General features: G+C 70.8%; 18 protein-coding genes. 9 read left to right on the top strand and 9 right to left on the bottom strand.

The genetic code is table 11. The annotated features are described in order from the left end of the window. Window positions 1–44 precede the first annotated feature (44 nt). Window positions 45–1,565: a CehA/McbA family metallohydrolase gene (locus Scani_RS33065; RefSeq protein ID WP_174872782.1), complete on the bottom strand. Its 1,521-nt coding sequence runs from the start codon at window positions 1,563–1,565 to the stop codon at window positions 45–47. A 202-nt stretch (window positions 1,566–1,767) separates the two neighbouring features. On the opposite strand from Scani_RS33065, the gene Scani_RS33060 reads away from it, so the two are divergent. The 3 genes from Scani_RS33060 (at window position 1,768) to Scani_RS33050 (ending at window position 6,135) form a co-directional block, all read left to right on the top strand. Beyond that, a complete protein-coding gene (locus Scani_RS33060; RefSeq protein WP_159481407.1) occupies window positions 1,768–2,592 on the top strand; it encodes a TIGR03619 family F420-dependent LLM class oxidoreductase in 825 nt (274 codons plus the stop codon). Between the two features lie 363 nt (window positions 2,593–2,955). Further along, a complete protein-coding gene (locus Scani_RS33055; RefSeq protein ID WP_159481406.1) occupies window positions 2,956–3,354 on the top strand; it encodes a VOC family protein in 399 nt (132 codons plus the stop codon). Between the two features lie 132 nt (window positions 3,355–3,486). Next, complete coding sequence (locus Scani_RS33050; RefSeq protein WP_159481405.1) at window positions 3,487–6,135, top strand: bifunctional FO biosynthesis protein CofGH; 2,649 nt, start codon at window positions 3,487–3,489, stop codon at window positions 6,133–6,135. 368 nt (window positions 6,136–6,503) lie between these two features. On the opposite strand, the gene Scani_RS33045 is transcribed toward Scani_RS33050, so the two are convergent. Next, window positions 6,504–6,758 carry a hypothetical protein gene (locus tag Scani_RS33045; RefSeq protein ID WP_086720495.1) on the bottom strand — a complete coding sequence of 85 codons (255 nt, stop codon included), beginning with the start codon at window positions 6,756–6,758 and terminating at the stop codon, window positions 6,504–6,506. A gap of 167 nt (window positions 6,759–6,925) precedes the next feature. Beyond that, entirely contained in the window at window positions 6,926–7,885 is a 960-nt protein-coding gene (locus Scani_RS33040) for a D-2-hydroxyacid dehydrogenase family protein (protein WP_159481404.1), read from the bottom strand. A gap of 595 nt (window positions 7,886–8,480) precedes the next feature. Between Scani_RS33040 and Scani_RS33035 the strand changes: the two genes are divergently transcribed. Further along, on the top strand, window positions 8,481–9,599 hold the full coding sequence (locus Scani_RS33035; RefSeq protein ID WP_159481403.1) for an ADP-ribosylglycohydrolase family protein: 1,119 nt from the start codon (window positions 8,481–8,483) through the stop codon (window positions 9,597–9,599). A 125-nt stretch (window positions 9,600–9,724) separates the two neighbouring features. Here the strand turns inward: Scani_RS33035 and Scani_RS33030 are convergent, their stop codons facing one another. Together Scani_RS33030 and Scani_RS33025 are read right to left on the bottom strand one after the other, a co-directional pair. Further along, window positions 9,725–10,510, bottom strand: coding sequence for an SDR family oxidoreductase (locus Scani_RS33030; protein ID WP_159481402.1), 786 nt, complete (start codon window positions 10,508–10,510; stop codon window positions 9,725–9,727). Between the two features lie 253 nt (window positions 10,511–10,763). Beyond that, window positions 10,764–11,987 (bottom strand): aminotransferase-like domain-containing protein, encoded by a 1,224-nt coding sequence (locus Scani_RS33025; RefSeq protein ID WP_159481401.1) that lies wholly within the window; start codon window positions 11,985–11,987, stop codon window positions 10,764–10,766. Between the two features lie 236 nt (window positions 11,988–12,223). Between Scani_RS33025 and Scani_RS33020 the strand changes: the two genes are divergently transcribed. From Scani_RS33020 to Scani_RS33010, 3 genes are all read left to right on the top strand, one after another. Then, on the top strand, window positions 12,224–12,592 hold the full coding sequence (locus Scani_RS33020; protein ID WP_159481400.1) for a hypothetical protein: 369 nt from the start codon (window positions 12,224–12,226) through the stop codon (window positions 12,590–12,592). Window positions 12,593–12,878: 286 nt separating this feature from the next. Then, window positions 12,879–15,041, top strand: a complete 2,163-nt coding sequence (locus tag Scani_RS33015) for a tetratricopeptide repeat protein (RefSeq protein ID WP_159481399.1) — start codon at window positions 12,879–12,881, stop codon at window positions 15,039–15,041. Between the two features lie 84 nt (window positions 15,042–15,125). Beyond that, complete coding sequence (locus Scani_RS33010) at window positions 15,126–15,965, top strand: hypothetical protein (RefSeq protein WP_159481398.1); 840 nt, start codon at window positions 15,126–15,128, stop codon at window positions 15,963–15,965. A gap of 136 nt (window positions 15,966–16,101) precedes the next feature. Here Scani_RS33010 and Scani_RS33005 read toward each other — a convergent pair whose 3' ends face one another. The 3 genes from Scani_RS33005 to Scani_RS32995 all read right to left on the bottom strand — a co-directional run bounded on the left by Scani_RS33005 (window position 16,102) and on the right by Scani_RS32995 (window position 18,390). After that, the gene (locus Scani_RS33005) at window positions 16,102–16,311 is read right to left on the bottom strand and encodes a DUF397 domain-containing protein (protein ID WP_159481397.1); all 210 of its coding nucleotides are present in this window, start codon (window positions 16,309–16,311) and stop codon (window positions 16,102–16,104) included. Between the two features lie 168 nt (window positions 16,312–16,479). Continuing rightward, on the bottom strand, window positions 16,480–17,343 hold the full coding sequence (locus Scani_RS33000) for a helix-turn-helix domain-containing protein (RefSeq protein ID WP_159481396.1): 864 nt from the start codon (window positions 17,341–17,343) through the stop codon (window positions 16,480–16,482). A gap of 285 nt (window positions 17,344–17,628) precedes the next feature. Continuing rightward, complete coding sequence (locus Scani_RS32995) at window positions 17,629–18,390, bottom strand: GOLPH3/VPS74 family protein (RefSeq protein WP_159481395.1); 762 nt, start codon at window positions 18,388–18,390, stop codon at window positions 17,629–17,631. A 225-nt stretch (window positions 18,391–18,615) separates the two neighbouring features. On the opposite strand from Scani_RS32995, the gene Scani_RS32990 reads away from it, so the two are divergent. Beyond that, window positions 18,616–21,672, top strand: coding sequence for a serine hydrolase (locus Scani_RS32990; RefSeq protein ID WP_246296286.1), 3,057 nt, complete (start codon window positions 18,616–18,618; stop codon window positions 21,670–21,672). A gap of 309 nt (window positions 21,673–21,981) precedes the next feature. Beyond that, window positions 21,982–23,439: a glycosyltransferase family 39 protein gene (locus Scani_RS32985; RefSeq protein ID WP_246296285.1), complete on the top strand. Its 1,458-nt coding sequence runs from the start codon at window positions 21,982–21,984 to the stop codon at window positions 23,437–23,439. Between the two features lie 295 nt (window positions 23,440–23,734). On the opposite strand, the gene Scani_RS32980 is transcribed toward Scani_RS32985, so the two are convergent. After that, window positions 23,735–24,124, bottom strand: coding sequence for an ADP-ribosylation/crystallin J1 (locus Scani_RS32980; RefSeq protein ID WP_159481394.1), 390 nt, complete (start codon window positions 24,122–24,124; stop codon window positions 23,735–23,737). Between the last annotated feature and the right edge of the window lie 165 nt (window positions 24,125–24,289).

The raw sequence follows: 24,289 nt of genomic DNA, 5'->3' as shown, positions 1-24,289 counted from the left end.
CGCGGCTGTCCAGGCCTGCCGGTCTGAGCCCGACGAAGCCGCTGTCAGCTCCAGCGGCCCAGGAAGACCGGGTTGGTCATGGCTGCCATCGGGCCCGGCAGGCCTGGGATCGTCGAAGGGTGGCGGACTTCCGCGCGTATGTAGGCGGCGTAATCCGCGGTGGTCTGCCAGCTGACGGTGCCGTTGCCCGAGGCGGGCAGCGGGGTGGAGTACAGCCGCCCCTGGTCGGTGACGAAGGAGGCGGTGCAGCCCGGGGCGCCGGAGACCTGGAGATGTGCCGTGACCTTCGCCGTACGGGGGACCTCCAGGCGCTCGGCGATTCCGGCGTGTTCGCCGCGTTCACCGGTGACGGAGAAGGCCAGTTCGACCTTCGACGACTCGGCGATCCAGACCCGGCCCGCCCGGATGCCGTCCTGCAGGGCTCGGCGCGAGAGATCGTCGGCGAGGACCACGGTCTGCGGCAGGCCCACCACATCCGGGTCGCGGTGGGCGTCGCTGTGTCCGACGGCCGGCAACCAGTCCGCGCGGCCACGGGCGTGCGCGACCAGGGTGTTGTCCCATTCGGCGAGGGTGATCTCGTCATCGGGGGTGTACGGGCCGTTCCAGACCTCCACCGCATCCGCGTCGTTCAGCCCGAACTTCCAGTTGCAGCCGATGCAGGTGGCGTGCGGATGTGCCGGGATGACCAGGCCGCCGGCCCGCCGGATGGCCCGCGCGTACTTCCCGAAGGCGTTGTCGCGGGCCCGGTAGCGCCAGTCGATGAAGACCTCGGGGTCGGTGCCCATCGCCACCACGTGCCCATTACGGGTGGTGACCTCCTCACCGGTCAGGATCAGCAGGTCATCGCCCCACAGACCCTCCCAGGCACGGTGCGCGGAGGTGGTGTTGTGCTCGGAGGTGTTGATGAAGTCCAGCCCGGCGGCGCGGGCCAGCGCGGCGATCTCGGCGGGGGTGCGTTTGCCGTCGGAGTGGACGGAGTGCAGATGGCTGTCGCCCCGGTACCAGGCGCGGCCACGGCCCCGGGCACGTTCGGGCGGATGGACGGGCGCCGGGGTGTGTCCCCGGGGCCCGTACCGCAAGGTGACCGTGACGTCGTAGGAGAGGCCCTGCGGCGCGACCGTGTACGGCCCCAGGGCGATATGCCAGGTACCCGCGTTGACGGGGCCCGGCAGGTATCCGGGGGTGGCGTCGTCGGCGCGCAGGAAGAACTCCGTACGCGCCCCGCCCGACCAGCCGCGGAAGCCGGCGCCGCCGAGGCCGGTGCCCCGCTCGTCGAAGATGCCGATGTCGCAGGCGTTGCCGGGTGTGCCCTCGGGGACGGCGGGCCTGTCGTAGCGGTAGGCGACGGCGATCTCGCGGACGCCGTGCGGTACCTCGACCGGCAGATAGACGAAGTCCGGGGCGCCCGTGGGCAGATGGCCGGTCACCCGCCGGGTCTGCTCGCCCGGCCCGCCCCCGGCTTGCCCGGCAGCGGGTGAGGCGTCGGCGAAGCTCACACGTCCGAGCGTAAGCGCGCCCGTCGCGCCCGCAACCGCCGACAGTCTCAGAAGGTCGCGTCGTTCCATCCCAGCCCCCCGTGTCGTCTCATGCCGGTCTCGGCCTGCGTCGTGTCCGTGTCCTGCCGTCTCGTACCATCCGCGGTCGGCTCGTTGCGCCGCGTGAAAACTGTTGTACGCGCGTGTGACGGAGAGCGAAAGGCCTGTGGATAACCGTCGGGCGGTGCGGCAACATTCGGTCCCTCACACGCCTGACGCGGAGGTGTCCCGTATGCGGATCGCGACCACGATCTTCCTGACCGACGAGACGATCCGGCCGGACCGGCTGGGCCGCGAGCTGGAGCAGCGCGGATTCGACGGCCTCTATCTCCCCGAGCACACCCATATCCCCGCAGGCCGGGAGACCCCCGCCCCGATGGGCGAGCCGCTGCCCCGCGAATACGGCCGCACCCTCGACCCGTTCATCGCGCTCGGCCAGGCCGCCGCGGTCACCGAGCGGCTCGCCCTCGGCACCGGCATCACCCTCGTCGCGCAGCACGACCCGATCGACCTGGCCAAGCAGATCGCGACCCTCGACTTCCTCTCCGGGGGCCGCTTCACGCTCGGCGTCGGCTACGGCTGGAACGTCGAGGAGGCCGCCGACCACGGGGTCGAGTGGTCGACCCGTCGTGCGCTGACCCGCGACCGGGTGGCCCTGATGCGCGCCCTGTGGGCCGAGGAACCGACCGCGTACCAAGGTGAATTCGGGTCCGTACGGGCCTCCCTCGCCCACCCGAAGCCGGTGCGCGGCGCGCCGCGCATCCTCCTGGGCGGCGCGGCCGGCCCCAAGCTCTTCGGGCAGATCGCCGAGTACGCCGACGGGTGGCTGCCGATCGGCGGACGCGGGCTGGCGGAGCACGTTCCGGTGCTGCGGCGGGCGTGGTCGGACGCCGGGCGCACGGGCGAGCCGGTGGTGGTGCCCTACGCGGTCCGGCCCTCGACCGGGAAGCTGGCGCACTACCGCGAGCTGGGCGTACAGGAGGTGGTACTGCAACTGCCATCTGCCGGGGAGGCCGATGTGCTGCGCACTCTGGACGACTTCGCGCAGCACTTGTGACGGGTGACGCAGGGGAGTGCGCCATGCGGGTTGGGTGACGGGAGGGCCGGCGGGCAGGGTGCCTGCGGGCCCTGAGGGAGGCCCTTCCGCGGGCTGCTCCAGGGCCTAGGACCAGCGGTGTATGGCCTCCCGCCCGGGTCGGTACCGGAGAACGATCCGCGGCGGGCTCCGCAGTCGTAGCGTCGAAGGTGAAGGGCCGCGGACCCCACCGCGGATCGGCGGCCCGAGGAGAAGGCCAACGGCCAAGAAGATCAAGGCTCCAAGAGGTCCACGAAGATCAGCGGTCCAAGAGGGCATCGGTCCGCCCCGTGCAGCAGATCAGGGGCGCGTTGCTCATGCGACCAGAGAGATCAAGGAGATCCCATGCCTCGCCTCGACCACACGATCGTGCACAGCACCGACCGTTTCGCCTCCGCCCGGTTCCTGGCCGATCTGCTCGGCGCGCCCGAACCCAAGGCGTTCGGCCCCTTCGCCGCTCTCCAGCTCGACAACGGAGTGGCCCTCGACTACGCCGAGCATGTGGCCGACGGCAAGTTCGCCCCCACGCACTATGCGTTCCTGGTGACGGAGGACGAGTTCGACCAGATCTTCGGCCGCATACAGGAACGCGGGCTCCCCTACTGGGCCGACCCCATGCACACCAGGCCTCAGGAGATCAACACCCGGGACGGCGGCCGTGGTCTCTACCTCGACGACCCCGACGGCCACAACATGGAGTTCTTGACCAGGACGTACTCCGACGAGCTCTTGGCCGGTATGTAGGCGTGCGGCGAGCCGCCACCGGGAAGTGCCCCTTCCGGGCCCGGACGGAACCACCGTCCGTAGTGATCAGTGGCACACGACCGCCCGTTGTCCGGCGGCGGCGCTGTCGGTGGGCGCTCGTATCCTCGGAGGATGACTTCCAGCGCGCAGGGACCTGACCAGGCGTCCGACCAAGGGACCGACCGCGAAACGGGTGCCGGGCCCGCCGCTCAGGACCGGCCGACCGCCAATGCGATGCGCCGCGCGCTCAAGCGGGCCCGCGACGGAGTGGCGCTGGACGCCGGCGAGGCCGCGGTGCTGCTGCAGGCGCGCGGCGCGGATCTCACGGACCTGTGCGCCTCCGCGGCCAGGGTGCGGGACGCCGGCCTGGAGGCCGCCGGACGGCCCGGGGTCATCACGTACTCGCGCGGCGTCTTCATCCCCCTGACGCGGCTGTGCCGGGACAAGTGCCACTACTGCACCTTCGTCACCGTCCCCGGCAAGCTGCGCCGTGACGGCCACGGGATGTTCCTGTCGCCCGACGAGGTGCTGGACATCGCCCGCCGCGGCGCCGAACTGGGCTGCAAGGAAGCCCTCTTCACCCTGGGGGACAAGCCGGAGGACCGCTGGCCCGAGGCCCGCGAGTGGCTGGAGGCGCACGGCTACGACGACACGCTCTCGTACGTCCGCGCCATGGCGATCCGCGTCCTGGAGGAGACCGGTCTGCTGCCGCACCTCAACCCCGGGGTGCTGTCCTGGACGGACTTCCAGCGGCTCAAGCCCGTCGCCCCGTCCCTGGGGATGATGCTGGAGACGACCGCCGAGCGGCTGTGGAGCGAGCCCGGCGGCCCCCACTACGGATCGCCCGACAAGGAGCCCGCCGTCCGGTTGCGCGTCCTGGAGGACGCCGGCCGTTCCAACGTCCCCTTCACCACCGGGCTGCTCATCGGCATCGGCGAGACGTACGAGGAGCGCGCCGAATCCCTCTTCGCGCTGCGCCGTATCCAGCGCGCGTACCACGGCATCCAAGAACTGATCATGCAGAACTTCCGCGCCAAACCGGACACGGCGATGCGCGGAATGCCGGACGCCGAACTGGAGGAGCTGGCCGCGACCATCGCGGTTGCCCGGCACATCATGGGCCCCTCGACCCGCATCCAGGCGCCGCCCAACCTCGTCGACGGCGAGTACGCGCTGCTCATCGCCGCCGGGATCGACGACTGGGGCGGCGTCTCCCCGCTGACCCTCGACCATGTGAACCCCGAGCGCCCCTGGCCGCAGATCGACGAGCTGACCGAGCGCTGCGCCGCCTCCGGGTTCGCGCTGCGGGAACGGCTCCCCATCTACCCGGAGTTCCTCCAGCGCGGGGAGCCGTGGCTCGACCCCCGCCTGCTGCCCCATGTGCGTGCGCTCGCCGACCCGGAGACGGGCCTGGCGGTGGAGGACGCTCCCGTGGTGGGCCGCCCCTGGCAGGAGCCCGACGAGGGCTTCACGATGAGCTCCTCGGGCCGTACGGACCTGCACCGCACCATCGACACCGAAGGCCGCACCGCCGACCGCCGCGACGACTTCGACGAGGTCTACGGCGACTGGGAGGCGCTGCGGGAGGCCGCCGCCCCCGGGATGGCGCCGGAGCGCATCGAAACCGACGTACGAGGGGCCCTGTCGCAGGCCGCCGACGACCCCACCAAGCTCACCGACGCGGAGGCGCTGGCGCTGCTGCACGCCGACGGGCCCGCCCTGGACGCCCTCTGCACCATCGCCGACGAGCTGCGCCGCGACACCGTCGGCGACGACGTCACCTACATCGTCACCAGGAACATCAACTTCACCAACGTCTGCTACACCGGCTGCCGTTTCTGCGCGTTCGCCCAGCGCCGCACGGATGCCGACGCCTACACCCTCTCCCTCTCCCAGGTCGCCGACCGCGCCGAGCAGGCGTGGGAGGTCGGGGCGGTGGAGGTGTGCATGCAGGGCGGCATCCACCCCGACCTGCCCGGGACGGCGTACTTCGACATCGCGCGCGCCGTCAAGGAACGCGTCCCCGGTATGCATGTGCACGCCTTCTCGCCCATGGAGGTCGTCAACGGCGCGACGCGTACGGGCCTGTCCATCCGTGAGTGGCTCACCGAGGCCAAGGCCGCCGGGTTGGACTCCATCCCCGGTACCGCCGCCGAGATCCTCGACGACGAGGTCCGCTGGATCCTCACCAAGGGCAAGCTGCCCACCGCCACCTGGGTCGAGGTCATCAAGACCGCCCATGAGCTGGGCATCCGCTCGTCCTCGACGATGATGTACGGCCATGTCGACCAGCCGCGCCACTGGCTCGGCCATCTGCGGCTGCTGGCCGAGATCCAGCAGGAGACCGGCGGCTTCACGGAGTTCGTCACTCTCCCCTTCATCCACACCAACGCCCCCGTCTACCTCGCCGGCATCGCCCGCCCCGGCCCCACCACCCGCGACAACCGCGCGGTGACGGCGATGGCCCGGGTGCTGCTCCACCCGCACATCACCAACATCCAGACCAGCTGGGTCAAGCTCGGAACGGAAGGCGCCGCCGAGATGCTCCGCTCCGGCGCCAACGACCTGGGCGGCACCCTGATGGAGGAGACCATCTCCCGCATGGCGGGCTCGAGTTACGGCTCCTACCGCTCCATCCAGGACCTCATCGCCATCGCCGACCACGCAGGCCGCCCGGCCCGCCCCCGCACCACGACCTACGCCCCGGTCAGCGAGGAACGCCGGACCGCTGCCCTGGCTTCGGACGGCCACCTTCCGGAACTGCTGCCCCTGGTCGACTAGGGCCGGCGGCCGCGGCGATCCGGAGTTATCCACAGCCCCGAACCCGCTGCTTGGCGCACGCCTAATCTGCGGAGCAGGGCGCTGAGCCGACAGCGCGGCAGGGCCGGCGCGGAGGGGGTGGACCGGTGGATCGCAGCAGGTGGTCACGGCAGGAGCGGATGCGGCTCCGGGGCGGGCGGAGACCCTCGGGCGGCGCGGCGAGCGGGTGGCCGCGGCAGTTCCGGGCGCGCATAACCATCAGGTGCGTCCCGCCTTCCGGTCGCTGCCGTCAACTGTCCTCTCGCGGCGGTTTGTCGCCGTCCGGCGGGCGACGACGGCGCCCGTGGACCGACCGGCTGCTCGGGCGGTGGGCCGCTCGGCCGGGTTCCCTACTCGCCCTCGTACTCGGCCTCGTGCTGCAGGATGCACTGCTGCCACTGCGACAGCGCCTCTTCGCGGTCGCCGCCGCTGTCCTGGGCGGCGACGATCAGCGCGTCGGCGGCCATGGCGGCGAGCCGCACCGCGATATGGCAGACATCGCTCTGGGGGAGCGGCCGGAGGAGTTCCACCGCGCCGTCGCTGTCTCCGGAAAGCGCGGAGGCGACGACAGCCATGGTGGTGCGGTCCCACTCGTACTCGGACATGGGGAGAGCATGCCCAGCGCGCGCCCCCGCCATCATCGAACGAATGAGCCCCCCGGTGCGACAGGTCGGGAGGGAGTGACGGGTGTGGTGCCGGATCCGACCCGTAGGAGAGGCCGTCTGCCGCCGGCGGTGGTGGAGGGTGTCCGGCGGCGGCCGACCGGCCCTCTTCAGCCCAGTTGGCGGACAGGGGCGCCCGCCAGGAAGGCGGTGATGTCTTCGACGGCCTGCTGGAAGTAGCCCTCGTAGTTGCGGCGCGTGACATAGCCGAGGTGGGGGAGGGCGAGCACGTTCGGGAGGGTGCGCAGGGGGTGGTCGGCAGGCAGCGGCTCCTGGTCGAAGACGTCCAGGCCGGCGCCGGCGATCCAGTTCTCCCGCAGCGCCCGGAGCAGCGCGGACTGGTCGACGATGGCGGCGCGGGAGGTGTTGACGAGGTAGCCGGTGGGCCGCATCCGGCGGAGCTCATCGGCGCCGAGCAGGCCGCGGGTGCGGTCGCCGAGGACGAGGTGTACGGAGACGAAGTCGCTGGTCTCCAGGAGCTCGTCCTTGGTGGCGGCGGCCTGCACACCCACCTCAGCGGCGCGTTCGGCGGTGAGGTTTCGGCTCCAGGCCGTCACGTTCATGCCGAAGGCCTGGCCGATCCGGGCGACCCGGCTACCGATCTTGCCCAGGCCGAGCAGGCCGAGCGTACGGCCGTGCAGGTCGGCGCCGAGGGTGCTCTGCCAGGGGCCGCCGTCGCGCAGCGCGGTGTTCTCGGTGACCACATTGCGCGCGAGGCCCAGGATGAGTGCCCAGGTCAGCTCGACGGTCGGCTCCGTGTTGCTGGCCGTACCGCAGACGGTGACGCCATGCCGGGCGGCGGCCTCCAGGTCGATGGCGGCATTGCGCATTCCGGAGGTGATCAGCAGCCGGAGGCGCGGCAGCCGGGCGAGGAGCGAGGCGGGGAACGGGGTGCGTTCACGCATCGCGACGAGGATCTCGCAGTCGCCGATCGCCGCGACCACCTCGTCCTCGGAGCGGAAGGGCTGCCGCAGCGTACGGACGTCGACGGCATCCGCCAGAACGGACCAGTCGGCCATGGAGAGGGCGACGCCCTGGTAGTCGTCGAGCACGGCACAGCGCGGAGTCATGCGGATCCTCCCGAGAGGTGTGAGGGACAGCGGGTGTGACGGATGGCCGGAGTGACGGATGACCGGGCGGTGCTCGGGCCGGAGGCTGCGGCCCGTGGCGAGGCGTTCGTGCCGTGACGCTCGTAGCGGGGCGCCTGGACCGGGCGTCTGGACCAGGCGCCTGTACGGAGACGCCTGGACCGCGCGGTACCCGTATCGAGGTGCCCGTACTGCGCCGCCCCGTACGGAGACGATCAGTACTGGCTCAGCCCTGCCCGGTCCAGCCCGGCTCAGCCCGGACCCGGCGACGGCCAGTATCGAGTCGCCCCGACCGAGCCGACAAGATCGATTTTTCGCGGACCCTCGAATGCCGCCGAACCCCTGTCGGCGAATCCCATGCCGACGAAGTCGTACCGATCGGTGCCGATGGACTCGTTTCGGCCATGGCCGTATCGGCCGAGCCCGTGCCCATCGGGGCTGTACCGGTCAAAAGCCGCCTTGCGAGTGACTAGCCGCAATCCTCACCTGGCCTGAAATTGATCAATCCTGGTCGATTACAGTGCTGCGCCAGGGGCCCCGCAAGGCCCCGGTACGTTGTCGGTTTCGGGAGGGCGCAGTGAGCGCAGCGGGAGTCGGCGCCATCTGGGGCCGCGCTGAACAGCAGGACTTCCGTAGTCGGGTACGCGGCTGTCTGCTCGGCGGCGCCATCGGCGATGCGCTGGGCGCCGGTATCGAATTCGACTCGCTCGACGCGATCCGCACGGCGCACGGCCAGGAGGGCGTGGCTGATTTCGTCCCCGCCTTCGGGCGGCGCGGCGCGGTCACCGACGACACCCAGATGACCCTGTTCACCGTGGACGGCCTGATCCGGGCCCAGGTACGCCGCGACACCGGCGCCTGGCATCCGCCCACCGACGTCCACCGCGCCTACCTGCGCTGGGCCGCCACCCAGCGCGACTGGGGCCCGGACGAGCGCAGGAAGGACGACGGCTGGCTCGCCCGCGAGGAGTGGCTGTACTCCCGCCGGGCGCCCGGCCGGGCCTGCCTGAGCGGCCTCGGCGACGAGGTGATGGGCACGCTCGAGTCGCCCAAGAACCCGGATTCGAAGGGGTGCGGCGCGGTGATGCGCTCCGCGCCGTTCGGACTGCTGGTCGGCTGGGAGCCGCAGCTGGTCTTCCAGCTCGCCGCCGAGTGCGCGGCGCAGACCCACGGCCACCCCACCGGCTATCTGGCGGCCGGCGCGTTCGCGGTCATCAGCCACTCGCTGGCCCGCGGCGAGGACCTCGACGGCGCCGTACAGAAGGCGCTGGCGCACCTGGCCACCCGCCCCGGCCACGAGGAGACCACCGACGCCCTCAAGCGTGCGCTCGGAGCGGTGCGGCAGGGCATGCCGACGCCCGCCCGGGTGGAGTCGCTGGGCGAGGGCTGGACGGCCGAGGAGGCGCTGGCGATCGGCGTGTACTGCGCACTGGTCGCCGAGGACATCCGCCATGGCCTGCTGCTCGCCGTCAACCACGGCGGTGACAGCGATTCCACCGGCGCCATCTGCGGCAACCTGCTGGGAACCCTGCACGGCGAGACGGCACTGCCGCCGGTGTGGCTGGTCGAGCTGGAGGGCCGGGAGACGATCCTGCAGCTCGCCGACGACTTCTCGATGGAGATGACGCAGGGCCCCGCGCTGCACGGCCCGGCCGGTTCGTCCCCGGGGTGGCTCGCCCGGTACCCGCGGGCCTGACCTGGCCTGGCCTGGCCTGGCCGCCCGGGACCGGGTCGGACCGGGCGGCCGTACGGGAACGGCACCCCGTACGGTTTCCCAGCTCGAACCCGGCCTCCGGAAAGGGGGAGTCCAGAGGGGCCCGGCTACCGCATCAGCTCCCCCGCGTTGACCAGCAGCGACTGGCCGGTGATGGCGCGCGCCCGGTCGGAGGCCAGGAAGACCGCGGCCTCGGCCACCTCCGCATCCGTCGCCAGCTCGGGCAGTGCCATCCGCTCCGTCAGCCGGCCCAGCACCTCGGATTCCGGCACGCCTTCGCTCTGCGCCTGGAACCGTACGTACGCCTCCACCGGCGGGCCCCACATCCACCCGGGCTGCACGGTGTTGACCCGTATCCGGTCCGGCCCCAGCTCACGCGCCAGCGAGTACATCGCCGAGACCAGCCCACCCTTGGAAGCCGCGTACGCCGCCTGCTGCACCTGTGAGGGGGCGGCGACCGACGACTGGGTGCCGATCATCACCACCGAGCCGCCGCCGCGCGCCATCAGGGACGGCAGGCAGGCGCGGGTCATCCGCAGCGTGCCGAAGAGGTTGACGTCCACGACGTCGCGCCAGGAGTCGAAGTCGGCGTCGCGCAGCCCCCCGAAGAGCGAGTCCAGCGCGGCGACATGGATCACCGCATCGATGCCCCCGAACCGCTCCACGGCCAGTGTGGCCAGCGCCTCGCACTGGCCCTCGTCGCGGATATCGGTTGCCCGCCAGGCCGTCCGTCCGCCCGAAGGGTCGATCTGTGCCGCGGACTTGGCGAGATTCGCCTCCGTACGGGCGCCCAGTACCACCGAGGCGCCGTCCCGTACACAGGCCGCCGCGACCTGATGGCCGAGCCCGGCCCCCACGCCCGAGACGATGACGGTCTTGTTCCGCAGCAGCATGTGCGCCTCCCGGCCGGACCCTGGGCTCGCTCCTGATGAGGCGTCAGGTTAGGTCCGACGGCCGAGGAAGACCAGAGCCGGCAGCCAGGCGGATTCCGGCGCGGTCAGGCCGTCAGCCGCGTACCCCGGCCCCCTCCATGCCCTCCCGTGTCCCCCACGCCCTCGCGCATTCCCCGCGCTCTCCCGCATCTCCACGCGGCGCCCGCACTCACCCGCCGTCCCGACGCGCGCCCTTCCGCCCCCCCGGGCGCACTCACCCCTCCTGCAGCGCCCCCTCCAGGGCCTTCCGCAGTCGCCCCAGCCCCTCCCGGATCTCCTCCGGCGCGTGCGTCACGAACGACAGGCGGACGGCCGTCGCGTCCGGCGGCCCCGCGAAGAACGGAGCCCCGGGGACGTAGGCGACGTCATGCCGCACGACCTCGGGCAGCAGTGCCGTCGCGTCGTACCCCTCGGGCAGCGTCGCCCACACGAACATGCCGCCGGCCGGCCGGTTCCAGCGCGAGCCCTCGGGCAGCGCCGTGGGGAGCCCGTCGACCAGGGCGTCCCGCCGCGCACGGTAGGCGTCGCGCACCCGCCGCAGATGCGCGTCCAGGTCGGCGACCGCCAAGTACCGTGCCGCGGCGGCCTGATCGATGGTCGAGGTGTGCAGATCGGCGGCCTGCTTGGCGATCACACAGGCGCGCCGCAGTGCGGCAGGCGCCCGCAACCAACCCAGCCGCAGGCCGGGCGCCATCACCTTGGAGAACGAACCGAGCAGCACCGTACGGTCCTCGGCCCCGGGGAAGGAGGCCACCCACGGCACCGGCTCGCCCTCGAACCGCAGCTCCCCGTACGGGTCGTCCTCGGCGATCCACAGCCCGCGCCGCGCGGCGACCTCGGCGACCGCGGCCCGGCGCTCCGCGGACAGGGTGCGGCCGGTCGGATTCTGGAACGTCGGCACGAGATAGAGCAGCTTGGGCCGCTCGCGCGCGGTGATCTCGTCGAGCGCCGCCGGATCCAGACCCTCGTCGTCGGTCGGCACCGGCACCACCCGGGCGCCGGTGAAGGAGAAGGTCTGCAGCGCCGCGAGGTAACAGGGGTCCTCGACCAGCACCACATCACCCGGCTCCAGCAGGGCCGTGGCCAGCAGCGTCAGACCCTGCTGCGAACCGGTGGTCACCAGCAGGTCATCGGCGTCGGTGGGCAGCCCGCGCGCGGTGGTGCGCGCCGCGACGGCCGCACGCAGCGCCGGATCGCCCTCGCTGGTGGAGTACTGCAGGGCGCGCATCGGCTCCTCTGCCAGCACATGCTGGAACGCGGCCGCTATCCCCGCAGCGTCGAACAGCTCGGGCGCCGGCAGTCCGCCGGCGAACGAGATGACCTCGGGGCGCGCGGTCAGCGCCAGGATGTCGCGCACGGGCGAACTGCCGGTCCGCGCCACACGCGCGGCAAGCCCCGGAACGGCAGTGGCTGCGCGGGCAAGGATCGCGTCCGACATGGCGGCTCCCATCGCTCGTGTCTGCGATTAACCGGCGTTAGCTGCAGATAACCGGCAGCTTAAGCGCGCCGAAGGGCGGTGTGCAGGGGGGACCGCATGATGGGCTCCCACATGAGGGAAGCCTCGGACCGATGTCGTGCGGTCCGGCTACGGTGACGTCCGGACACGGACTCTTCGAATGGGGGAGCGGAATGGATCCGTTGGTAGTCGCGGCGGGCACTGCCTTGGTGAGCAGCATGGCCACCGATGCCTGGCAGCACGCCCGCGATGCGACGGTGGCGCTATGGCGTCGAGTGCATCCGGAACGGGTGTCAGCCATCGAGGCCGAACTCGCCGACGTCCGGGCTGAGGTGATCGCTGCTCGGGACGAGGGCGATTCGCAAGTGGAAGAGGAACTCGCCGCCGACTGGCAGCGCCGACTCCGCCGGCTGCTCCGGGACGATCCGTCCCTCGCGGGCGAACTGCGCCGCGTCCTGGACGAAGAGCTGAATCCTCTGCTGGCCCCCGCCGATCAGCCCCGTATCGGGGTCCAGATGACCGCGACGGCCTCCGGGCATGCTCGCGTCTATCAAGCGGGCGGTAGCCAGACCATCCGGGAAGCCTGAGCGAGACTCGCCCGAAGGGAGTTCTTACGCCCCGAATGGCGCGTTCATGGAGCGAAGCAGTCAACCAGCGGGGCCGGCAGAGGAGTTCAGGAGAATGTCGGAGCAGCAGCCTCGGGGGAATTCCGGGGGTCCCGGAGTCGTGGCCGAAGGGCACGGGAGGGTATTCCAAGCAGACGGGGATCAGCACATCACCGAGCATCACCACCACTACAGCGGTGAGGCGACGGGGCCGAACTTCCCTCAGCAACCCCCCGGAGGTATGGGGCCGGACTCGATTCGGGTCCCCTTGGCGGCGCCGAAGCCGGTCGTCGTACGTAACCGGGACGAGGCGAAGGCGAAACTTCTCTCCGCCGTCACGACTCTGGGCGGCGCGCGGATCCATGTGCTGCACGGTCTGGGTGGATGCGGCAAAACCACCCTGGCGCGATTCGTCTTCGACGAGACGGTCGACGGCCATGCCGTTGAGGGCTTCTGGGTGAACACCGCCAGCCGTTCCGCGCTGCGTGCGGGCATGTTGTCGGTTGCCGCCGAGCGGGGTGCCACCGTCGCGGAACTCGAAGCGGTCCATCGAGGGCACCGGCCTGCCGCGGACCTGGTCTGGGGCTATCTGGACCGGCCGGGCACGCCATGGGTACTCGTGATGGACAACGCTGATGACCCCGGTGTCCTCGACGGCGGCTGGATCAGGCCCAGCCGGTACGGGACCGTCCTGGTGACCACGCGGCAGGGGCAATCGCCGGTCTGGTCGGACGCCGAGCTCCACCACATCGGCCTTCTGCCGCCGCAGGACGCGGCCCTGGTGCTGAGTGATCTTGCGCCCTCCACCGGCAGCGACGAGGAAGCACTGGAGCTGGCGCAAGCGGTGGGGCGTCTTCCGCTGGCGCTCATGCTCGTCGGCTCGCAGCTCTCCGATCAGCTGCTGGAGGCGGTGACCATGGCCGACTTCCGCCGTCGGCTGGCCCATGAACCGAGCGTGCAGATCGACAACGGGAGCGTCCCCTGGGACTCCGATCTGCGGCGCACTCTCGGCAGCACCTGGCAGCTCTCCCTTGACGCGCTGGCCGAGCGAGGGCTGCCCGAGGCAGGCACGCTGATGCGGTTGTTCAGCTGCTTCGCCCCCGATCCGCTGCCCATCAGCCTCATCCGTCCCGGAGGCCTGGAAGCCGCCGGACTGGGAAGGCTCGAAACGCCGCTTTCCAGCAGCCGGGTCGAGGCATGTCTGCGAGGGCTCGTCGGCCAGGCCTTGGTCCTGGTCGAGGACTTCCCCGGCCGGGGTGGTGAACGACCCACTCGCATCGTGCAGCTCCACGCGCTGGTGCTCGACACGGTCTTCGGGGGCATCCCCGCACGCTTGCGGGCACCCCTGCTGGCGGCGGCTTGCGCTCTCTTTCTCCGGGCTCTTCCGGAGGAAGTCCCCACACCTGCTGGAGATCGCATGCGAAACATGATGGTCCCGCACGCTGTCCAACTACTCCGGAACGCGGAAGCAGAAGGCGGCGAAGACGTCGTTGCCACCGCCTTGACGTCGGCCCGCCGGCTCCGCAACGACCTGATGGAGCGAGGTGAGGAACTCACCGTACATCCGCTGGCGCAACTCGTGGTCGACGTGGCCCGGCGGAATGTTCCGGCGGACGACCCGGTCTTCCTCGAGGATCAGCATCAGCTCGCCAGGACCCTTTTCTGGGCCGACGACCACGATGCTGCGATTTCCTTGCACCGCGAGGTGCTGACCCGACGCGAGCGCATTTTGGGTGCCGATTCCCCGGACACGCTGCGCAGCGCTCATGAGCTGTTCTTCGGCCTCTATTTGCTGGGGGACTGGCCCGCTGCCGAGCGCACGATCCGCCGGGCCGCGGAAGGGCGCGAGCGGGTCCTGGGCGAGGGGCACCCTGACACGTTGCACAGCCGGGGCCTTCTGGCGGAGGTGCTGTGTCGCATAGGGGACCAGGAGGAGAACGTCCGGATCTCCGAAGAGATTTGTGAGGTCAGCGAAAGGGTGCTGGGAGCCGAGCACCCCATCACCATCAGCAGCACCCTCACCAGGGCATTTGTGCTCGACGAGGTGGGCAGGCCGGCGGATGCCGAGGGCCCGGCCCGCCGTGCCCTGGAGGGCTGCAGAAGGGTGCACGGTGAGCAGCACTGGCTCGCGATGGCCAGTGCGAATCGGCTCGCCATGGTCCTGCGGGGCCTTGGCCAGTGGGAGGAAGCCCAGCAGCTGGCGGAGGAGGTCCTCGGCGTTCGACAGTCGATGCTCGGGGACGAGCATCACCTCACGCTGCTCATCCGCATCGAGCTCGTTCGTATCGCGTTTGTTGCCGGGCGCATGGAAGAGGCGGTCCAAAAGGGGAGGGAGACGCTCGCGGCCTGCCGACGCGTGTACGGAGAAGATCACCAAGAGACGATTGACTGCCTCACCGCGCTGCGGGCGGCGGAGGCCGCCGCGCAGTAGCCGGGCGCACCCCTAGCCATGAATCTGACAGGGCATCAGAATCTATGGTGCTCTGTCAGATCTGCCTGCCGTGGGAGTGCCGCGATGAGCGAAGTGACGCACGTGGAAACGTATGCCCAGCTGGCCGGCGTGGGTCCGTACGGCGTCCGTCCGGGCCACGCGCTGATCACGATGGTGGAGCCGCATGCCGGCCATGAGCGTGCCTACAACAGGTGGTACGAGGACGACCACTTCATTGCCGGAGCCATGGCCATGCCGTGGATGTATGCGGGCCGTCGGTGGGTGGCTACGCGCGACCTCCAGCTCCTCAGGTACCCGGCGGAGTCCGCGATCGCGCGGCCCGTGACCAGTGGGTGTTACCTCTCGACGTACTGGGTGACGCAGGGGCGCTATCCCGAGCACATCAAGTGGAGCGTGGGAATCAACCAGCGGCTCAATGGGGACGGCCGTGTCTATCGCGAGCGCACCCACATCTTCACGGCTTTCCATGAGCATGTGGCCACGGTGTACCGGGACGGCGCCGACGGCCCCCGCGATTTCCATGCCTTGGATTACCCCTACGGCGGATTGGTCATGGAGGTGATCGACGCCGCCGATGCCGGCCAGCGTGCCGAACTGCTCGATTGGCTGTGTGCGGAGCACCTCGAGGAAAGTCTGCCGGGGTCACCTGTGGCCATGGTGATGGCCTTTTGCCCCCATCCGCTACCCGAAGACCGGATGTCATACGTCAAGCAGGTGGAGGGCGTGGAGAATCGCCTGACACTTCTCTGGTTCCTGGAGCAGGACCCACGATCCTGCTGGACCGGGCAATTCACCGGACTTGATTCCCTCGTGGCGGATCGTGGTCTCGGTTCTGTCGAATTGGTCGCGCCCTTCATTCCCACTCTGCCGGGGACCGACCGCTATGTCGATGAGCTCCGCTGAGCGGGGCTCTTTACGGGGAGCGAGCGGAGGGGCGCTCGGCGGTCAGAGGCTGCACAGCGGGCGAGGCAGAGCCCCCTCGGCCAGGACGGCGGACCAGTCGAGAGGGCTCGTGTCGTAAGGCAGGGCAGCGGTGGCGTCAGGCGCTGTCCAGGTGGCCGCGATCGATATCCGAAAGCAAAGCCGTCCAGGCCTGCTGCGAAAAGGCGAGAACCGGCCCACGAGGCGCCTTGCTGTCGCGGACGGCCACCGCCGAATGTTCCAGAGGGGCCACCTCGACGCAGTTTCCGTCCTTGCCCGAGTAAGTCGACTTCCGCCACGTCAGAGCAGTGTTGAGGTTCCTCGTCATGTGCACTCCCGTGCGTTCGGGTGGGCGAGAAGCGGTGACTTCTCGGAGTGCTGACGACGCTACGCTCCAACATCGCTAACGGGGGGAGCCGATCACTCGACCGGATGACATATGCCGGAGGGCTCTTCCACTGTGGTGCGCGGTGGTGTACTTTCCGCCCCCGCCGTATCAGGTGGCGTACTCTTTGGCCACATCCGAGATGAATTTTCTGGTCTCGTCCGCATTCAGCGCCTGGGCTCGCAGGTGCTCGTACATGATCCCGTACTTGTGGACGTCTCCGTGTTTCTCCAAGTAGAGGTCGCTGGTGACGCCTTCCAAATAGACCGTGGTCGAGTCCGAGGGGTCGTCGAACTCCAGGATGGAGAACGTCCCGGTCATTCCGGGGTGCGATCCCACCGCGTACGGGACCACCTGGAGGGTGACGTGGGGGAGCTGGCTCAACTCGACGAGGTGCTCGAGCTGTTCGCGCATCGTCTGCCGGTTCCCGACGATCCGGCGGGTAGCCGACTCGTCGATCACGGCCCAGAAGCGGAGCGGGGACTCGGACGCGCGCAGTCGCTGCTGCCGCTTGAGGCGCACGCCGACCCGGCTCTCGACGTCCTCCGGAGTGGCCTCGGGCCACATCCCGCGGATCACGGCCTCCGCGTACTCGGGCGTCTGCAGGAGGCCCGGCACCAGAAGCGACTCGTAATTCCGCACGGAGAGCGCATCGGCTTCCAGCCCGATGTAGACGCTGTAGCTCGGCGAAAGGCTCCCGAATGCGTGCCACCAGCCCTGCTGACGGGACTCCTTGGCCATTTGCATGAGGGATTCGACCATGTGCTGATCGGCAACCTCGTAGACCCCGCACAGATCGCGGACATCGCGCTGGCTGATGCTGCGACGGCCGTTCTCGAGGCTGCTGATCTTCGACTGCGAGACGAGCAGCCGGTCCGCCACCTCTTCTGCCGTCATGCCCTTGGCCTCTCGAAGCCTGCGCAGCTCCTGGCCCAATCGGCGTCGCCTGACGGTGGGGTTGACGTTGGACGCCACGCTAAGTGCACCTCCGGCTCCGTACTGCTGTTTTCTGCTCAGCAGACTGCCACCAACGGTCCGCGCCGCGCTGGCAAATGGCTGGACAAGGTGGTCACGGTGGAATTTTGGGACCGGAATCGCGCATATGCGCCCGCGCACGCGCGCGGGGTGGCGGGCCGGCCGTCGTCCTGAACGGCCGGCCCGCCACCCCGCGCTTCTTGCTGCGGCTCCCGAACGGGTACGTGGGGACGGTGGTGCGGTGGTGCAGCGGTGGCGCGCGGGCCCCGCTCGGCGGCTACGTCGTCAGCGGGCTCCTACCCGGGCCATCCGGCCATGGCCGTGCCGCGACTGACCCGGCGCGCCGGCCGGTTCCGCCGTGGCCCGGGCCGCCGGTTGCCGTACGGCTGCCGCGCCGGCCGGCTGCGGCCGCCGTGGCTGCGCCGCGGCGCCGTTCTGCACATCCATGACGGCGTGTGCGACCAGCCCGCCCATCGGGTCGTGCCGGATCAGATCCCGGAGACGGGAGCGCGATGAACGCCCTTCGTTCCCTGGATACAGGTGCTTGCCGAGACCGACCGCATGGGCCAGCGCGGCGAGCGCCGCGGTCCGCGGGTCCGGGGGTACGCCGGTGCGGATCGCGTTGTCCAGCCGGGCCCTGATTTCCCGGCTGATGGCCGTCTCCGTCGCCTGGTAGCGCGTCGTCGGCAGCACCCCGCACATCTGTCCCGCCACGGCATGCACCATGCCGCACCGTTCCAGGTGCGTGAGGTAGGTCTGGCGCAGCCCCAGCCGGGGCCCGCCGATCCAGTGGACCGCGCGCACCGGACTGCCGCGTCGGCGCAGCAGTTCGAGCGCGGAGTCCAGAGTTGGATCTCCTGTCGGCCGTGCCATCACCACGGCGATACGATCCCCGTCTGGGGCTATCCGTCCTGCCAGAGCCAGCTCTACTAGCTGGGCCCCGGCCAGGCCGAGGTCGAGCGACTGCGGCTGCGCTGTGGTACCCGTCGTCGGGTCCAAAGCGAGCAGCAGAAGCTCCTCCGGAATTGTTCTGCGGCTCCTGCCCATCCATGCCTCCCCGCGTGGATGAATGACAGGGTGACCCCTCTCACATTCATCTGTCGAGGGTGCGTGGGGGGTTCGGTATGGAACCGGTAGGTATGTCGTTCTCGTCTTGCACGTCAGCGACATCTTTCTGTGGGGTGCGGCGCCTTCCGGTACGCGTGGCGGCGAGGTGGTGCCACGCGGACACAGGACACTTGGAAACACTGGGCCAGGCAGGCAGTGCGACGTATGAAGGAGACATCGGTGGCGGGCGAGTCCCCCGACAAGTCGGACAAGAAGCAGTCGTCGGGGGAGACGGCGCGGAGCAAACGCGATCCGCGCCTGTCCGCCTTCCGCGGGGAGCCGGCCGAGCCGGCGAAGGAATCGGGGGCCGGAACGTCCTCGAAACCTGAGGAGAAGCCGAAGCCCGGGGAGAAGTCGGAGGCTGCGGCGACGCCGAAGTCCGCGGCGAAGTCGAAGTCCGCGGCGAAGTCGAAGTCCGGGGCGAAGTCGAAGTCCGGGGCGAAGTCGGGGGCTGGAGTGAAGTCGGGGTCTGCGGCCGAGACGGAGTCCGTGGCCGAGTCGGAGTCTGTGGGCTCCTCCGAGGCGACCGCGGGGTCCGAGGGGGCCGATGCGTCTGAGGCGTCGGAGGCGCCTCAGGAGGCCGCTGAGGGCGCCGGTGGCGGTGAGGGGGGCGACGCCCGCCTGCGTGCCGCTGTGGCCGCCTGGGTCGCGGGGAGCGAGGACGAGGGCGTCGAGGGTGCTGAGGGCGCCGAGAACGCCGAAGCTGCCGGCGGTGGCGACGGTGAGGCCTCCGCGGCTTCCGGCGATCTTGATGAGGACGCGGACGGGGGCGCGGGCGCTGACGGTGCCGTCGCAAAGCCGGAGGCGAAGGGGGCGGCGCGCTCCGACGCGAAGGCGTCGGGTGCCGAGGGCTCGGATGTCGAGTCCGGTGCGAAGCCCGATGCAGAGTCTGGCGAGAAGGCCGCGGCGAAGGGTGACGAGGGCGGGGCCGGGTCCGCGCCCAAGGCCGAGGCCGGCGCCGATGACCGGGACGAGGCGGCCAAGACTGCGCCCGAGGTCGTCGATCAGCCGACCGCCGTCTTCAAGACCGTCGGGCCGCAGAAGGGCAGGTCCGACGAGAAGGCCGGCGCTGCGGTCGGCGGCAAGGGTGTGGGCGAGAGCGACGCCAAGGGCGACGGCAAGAGCGACGACGAGGGTGACGTCGACGTCGATGAGTCGGCGGTGGATGACGCGACCCGTGTATTTGCTGTCGCGAAGCTGAAGGGGAAGGGTGCGGCGGCCGGTGCCGTCGACCAGGCGACCACCGCGTTCAAGATCAACGCGCCCGCCAAGAGCAAGGACTCGGCCCAGAGCAAGGACTCGGCCCCCAGCAAGGACTCGGCCAAGGACGAGGCCGCGAGCGGGAGTAAGACGGAGAGCAAGCCCGCAAGCGAGTCCGCGGGTAAGGGCAAGGCCGACGCCAAGGACGCAGCCGACCCCAAGGCCGACCCCAAGGCCGACGCCAAGACGGGGTCCAAGGCTGACGCCAAGACCGACGCCAAGGCCGATGCCAAGCCCGAGCCCAAGAAGACGGGTCCTTCCGAGCGGGACTCCGAGCGGACCAGTCAGTTCGTGGCGCTGAAGTCGTCGGACGACGGCACGGCGGGCAAGTCGCTGGGCAAGACGGCGCCCAGGACGCCCGCCCGGACGTCCGACAAGGCCGCGGAGCCCGCGGAGAAGTCCGAGAAGCCCACGGAGAAGCCCGCGGGCCGGCCGGCGGGCAAGACGGCCGACAAGGCCGTGGACAAGCCGGAAGCGAAGCCGGAGGGGAAGCCGGACGGCAAGACGTCCGGCGCGCTGCCCGCGGCCGAGTCCGCCAAGCCCGCCGGAACGACCGCGGCGCCCAAGCCCGCGGGCCGGCCGGGTGCCATGCCGCCCGCCACCACGGGAGCCACGGCCGCCGCGGCGCCCGGCGCGCTGCCCGAGTCGGAGCGGACCAAGCAGGAGCCCCTGCCGCCGCTCGACCTCCTGGCGCAGCTCACCAACACCCCGCCGCCGCCCGAGACTCCGCTGCGCACGGTCGTCCGCCGGTTCAAGATCTGGACCCCGCTGGTGGCGCTGCTGGCGGTCGTCTTCGTGGTCGCCCAGGCGGTGCGCCCGCTGCCCGCCCCCAAGCTCGCGGTCGGCGGGTCGGCCGCGTTCACGTTCAAGGGCGGCAAGCTCGCGATGCCCTGGCCCGAGCAGGGACAGGCAGCGGCCATGGTCGTCGGGGTCGGCAGCCTGGGTACGTCCGGCCAGGAGAAGCCCGTACCGACCGCGAGTGTCGCCAAGGTGATGACGGCGTACGTGCTGTTGCGCGACCACCCGCTGAAGAAGGGCCAGAAGGGCGAGACGATCAAGGTCGACGCCCAGGGCGAGGCGGACTCGAACAAGGGGGACGAGTCGCGCGTTCCGCTCAAGAAGGATCAGCAGTTCACGCAGTACCAGATGATGCAGATGCTGATGATCCCGTCGGGCAACAACGTCGCACGCCAGCTCGCCCGTTGGGACGCCGGTTCCGAGGCGGCGTTCGTGAAGAAGATGAACGCGGCCGCCAAGAAGCTCGGCATGACGAAGACGACGTACACGGACCCCAGTGGCCTGGAGAAGTCGACCGTCAGCACCGCTGTCGACCAGCTGAAGCTCGCCGAACAGGTCGTCAAGAACGATGTGTTCCGTGAGGTCGTGCGCACCGAGAACGCCCAGATCGACGGTCTTCCGGACCGGATCTACAACAACAACCGCCTGCTCACGACGATGCCGGGCAAGGTCAGCGGCATCAAGACGGGGTCGAGCACCCCGGCCGGCGGCACGTTCATGTGGTCCGGCTACCGCACCGTCGGCGGCAAGGACCAACTGCTGCTCGGTGTGACCATGGACCAGCACACCAACAGCCCGGACCCCAACGCGCAGCTCGCCGTGGTCCTGAACAACACCGAGAAGGTGATCACGGCGGCCCGCGATGCGCTGGTCTCCGACACCGTGGTGAAGAAGGGCCAGGTCGTCGGTTATGTCGACGACGGCCTCGGTGGCGAGACGCCGGTCGTGGCGACCAAGGACATGTCGGCGGTCGGCTGGTCCGGGATGAAGGCGACGTTCTCCATGAGCGACGGCGGCAAGGGCATCCCGCACACCGCCAAGGCCGGTACCAAGGTCGGCGTGCTGACGGTCGGCAACGGCGAGAGCACGCAGAAGGTGCCGGTGGCGCTGCAGAAGGACCTCGTCGAGCCGACCTTCGGCGCGAAGCTGATCCGCATCACCTGAGCGGAGCGAGGGGCTCCGGGCGGCCGGCCCGGGGCCCCTCGGCCGTTGGTGGTCGCAGGCTTCGCCGCCTGCGATGCCGGGGCCTCCGGAACCCCGGAAACCCGGAAGCTTTCGGGGCACCGAAGCCCCGGGGCCTTTCACCGGCCGCGCAGTACGTTCGTCCCTGTGTGATCGTCCCGCCCGTGTGTGATCGTTCGTCCGTCCCTCCGTCCCTCCGTCCCTCCGTCCCGTGCGTGACCGGAGCCCGTCATCGACGTAGCGCAAGCGCAGAAGACGTACACGCCCGCCGCAGCCACCCGCGGTGCCCGGGTGGCGCAGGGCGCGGTGATGCTGGTGCCCGCGGGGTTGATGCTGTTCCTGGGGGCGTGGGGAATCCGCCGGCAGGACGCCATATGGCGGGACGAGGCGGTCACCTGGGACATGGCGCACCGCAGCCTGGCCGACCTGTGGCCCACGCTGCAGCACGTCGATGTCGTCCACGGTCTCTACTACGCGCTGATGCACCTCTGGTTCCGCGTCTACGACGTCACCCTCGGCGGCGCCTTCGGCGATGCGGTCGGCCTGCGGCTGCCGTCCGTGGCCGCGATGACCGCCGCCGCGGCGGGTGTCGCGCTGCTCGGCGAGCGCCTGGTCGGCCGGCGGGCGGGGCTGCTCGCGGGCTGCACCTTCGCGCTGATCCCGGTCGTGCAGCAGTACGCGCAGGAGGGGCGCTCGTACGCGACGGTCTGTGCCCTGGTCGTCTGGGCCGGCTGTCTGCTGGTGCTGGCCGCCGCCCGTCCGCGCAGGAAGCTGTGGCTCGGCTATACGGCGCTGATGCTGCTCGCCTGCCTGCTGCACGAGTTCGCGTCGCTCGCACTGCCCGCGCACGGCGCCGCGGTCGTCCTCGCGCGCCTGCCCCGCCGGGTGTTCCGCGCCTGGCTGCTCTCCGCGTTCACCACCCTCGCGGGGCTGGCCCCGCTCGCGGTGTTCAGCACCCGGCAGTCCGCGCAGATCAGCTGGCTCATGTGGCCGGACCCGGTCCAACTGCTGACCTTCGCCGTGCTCGCGGTCCTCGGCATCGCCTGCGCCCGGGTCCGGGTCCGCTCCCGCGGCCCGATCGGGCTGCGCGCGCTCGGCATCCCCCTGCTGCTCCTGCCCACGCTCCTCCTGCTGCTCCTCTCCCATGTCGAACCGGCCTACGTGGACCGCTACGTCCTCTACTACGTCGTCGGGTTCGCGCTGCTCGCCGGCGCGGCGCTGGCGCGGCTGCTGCGGCCGGTCGGTGACGGGGGCCAGACCCGTGGCAAGCGGCTGCGGTGGGCGGTGACGGTCGTGCTGGTGCCGGTGGTGCTGCTGCCCGTCAACGTCCATCTGCGCAGCCCGGACAGCCGGGTCGACGACGTCACCGCGATCGCGCACGCGGTACGCGAGGTGGCCGAGCCGGGCGACGGCCTGCTGTTCATGCCCTCCCGGAGGCGGATCTGGCGGGCGACCCTGCCCCGCGACTTCCGCGGGCTGCGCGATCTCGCCCTGGCCGAGAGCCCGTTGGCCTCCCACACCCTCTACGGCACCGAGCGGCCCGGCGATGCGATCCGCGACCGGATGCTGACCGCCCGCCGGATCATCGTCGCCGGCGACCCCGACGGCCAGCCTGCCGACGACAACGACCAGGAGATCGCCAAGCGGTCCACTCTGCACGCCGCGTTCGAGATCTGCCGCACCGTACAGGTCCGGGGCGCCCGGATCACGGTGTACGGGCGGCCGGGGGCGTGCGGCGGGGGCGGGTAGGCGGTCGCTCGTGGCGGACGTCCGGCGCGTACGGGTCGTCGTGCAGTGGAGCGGGGTCCAGGCGGCCGTGGACGGCGTAGCGGGTGGCGGTGGCCAGGGCGCCGTCCGGCGATACGCGGCCCGCCGTACCAGTGGACCGCCCGCCCGGCCAGGGTGCGCAGGGTGTCCGGCCCGGTCGGCGTCACCGTCTCCAGGCCACGGCGGGCGGCGGCCTCGGCCAGCAGGGTGGCCGTGCTGGTGCGCTGCGCCGAGGTCAGCAGGAGGGGGCGTCGGGGCGGGACGGCTGGATGCGCCGTCATGATCCTTGCGGCGGGTGGAAGCTGCGCACGAGCTCGATGCGCCCGACGATATGCCGGTTGAACTCCGCCAACTCCTCTGCCGGAACCCACAGTTCGAGGATCGTCTCGCCGCCCGCCCGGCGCACCGGATAGCGCTCGGCGAAGTCCGCCTCGATCTCGAAGCGGGTGACATGGCCGACCCCGGAGGCCGGCACGTTCCAGTCGCGGGCCATGCGGATCGCGTAGTCCTCGTTGAGCACGGGATAGAAGATCGGCTGGTCGGGCAGCCGCGGCGGCCAGGCGCGCCAGCCGGACGCCTCGACCAGGGCGAGCTCCTCGGGGCCGGTGGGGCGCCAGAGGGTGCGGGTGGCGGGCGCGGTCTCGTCCGGGCGCGGTGTCGCGATCATGCTCGTAACGGTACGGGGGAGGGGCGGGCGCGGCACCGGGATTTCAGGGCCGGCTGCCCAAGCTTGGGGCTGGGGCAGCGGCTTGGGCTCGTCGGGAGTCGCCAGGGGCAGGGGCAGGGGCAGGGGCAGGGGCAGGGACTCGGGGCTCGTCGGGAGTCGGGCTCG

The sequence above is a fragment of the Streptomyces caniferus genome (assembly GCF_009811555.1).
Lineage (GTDB): Bacteria > Actinomycetota > Actinomycetes > Streptomycetales > Streptomycetaceae > Streptomyces > Streptomyces caniferus.
The sequence above is the reverse complement of the archived record's forward strand: the minus strand, read 5'-3'. Positions and strand labels throughout refer to the sequence as shown.

What these genes read in the sequence shown, in the direction of transcription:
- Scani_RS32995 (WP_159481395.1), bottom strand. Translation starts at nt 18,390, where the DNA reads ATGGGCAGGAGCCGCAGAACAATTCCGGAGGAGCTTCTGCTGCTCGCT.
- Scani_RS33050 (WP_159481405.1), top strand. Translation starts at nt 3,487, where the DNA reads ATGACTTCCAGCGCGCAGGGACCTGACCAGGCGTCCGACCAAGGGACC.
- Scani_RS33025 (WP_159481401.1), bottom strand. Translation starts at nt 11,987, where the DNA reads ATGTCGGACGCGATCCTTGCCCGCGCAGCCACTGCCGTTCCGGGGCTT.
- Scani_RS33055 (WP_159481406.1), top strand. Translation starts at nt 2,956, where the DNA reads ATGCCTCGCCTCGACCACACGATCGTGCACAGCACCGACCGTTTCGCC.
- Scani_RS33005 (WP_159481397.1), bottom strand. Translation starts at nt 16,311, where the DNA reads ATGACGAGGAACCTCAACACTGCTCTGACGTGGCGGAAGTCGACTTAC.
- Scani_RS33020 (WP_159481400.1), top strand. Translation starts at nt 12,224, where the DNA reads ATGGCCACCGATGCCTGGCAGCACGCCCGCGATGCGACGGTGGCGCTA.
- Scani_RS32990 (WP_246296286.1), top strand. Translation starts at nt 18,616, where the DNA reads ATGAAGGAGACATCGGTGGCGGGCGAGTCCCCCGACAAGTCGGACAAG.
- Scani_RS33030 (WP_159481402.1), bottom strand. Translation starts at nt 10,510, where the DNA reads ATGCTGCTGCGGAACAAGACCGTCATCGTCTCGGGCGTGGGGGCCGGG.
- Scani_RS33045 (WP_086720495.1), bottom strand. Translation starts at nt 6,758, where the DNA reads ATGTCCGAGTACGAGTGGGACCGCACCACCATGGCTGTCGTCGCCTCC.
- Scani_RS32980 (WP_159481394.1), bottom strand. Translation starts at nt 24,124, where the DNA reads ATGATCGCGACACCGCGCCCGGACGAGACCGCGCCCGCCACCCGCACC.
- Scani_RS33065 (WP_174872782.1), bottom strand. Translation starts at nt 1,565, where the DNA reads ATGGAACGACGCGACCTTCTGAGACTGTCGGCGGTTGCGGGCGCGACG.
- Scani_RS33010 (WP_159481398.1), top strand. Translation starts at nt 15,126, where the DNA reads ATGAGCGAAGTGACGCACGTGGAAACGTATGCCCAGCTGGCCGGCGTG.
- Scani_RS33040 (WP_159481404.1), bottom strand. Translation starts at nt 7,885, where the DNA reads ATGACTCCGCGCTGTGCCGTGCTCGACGACTACCAGGGCGTCGCCCTC.
- Scani_RS33060 (WP_159481407.1), top strand. Translation starts at nt 1,768, where the DNA reads ATGCGGATCGCGACCACGATCTTCCTGACCGACGAGACGATCCGGCCG.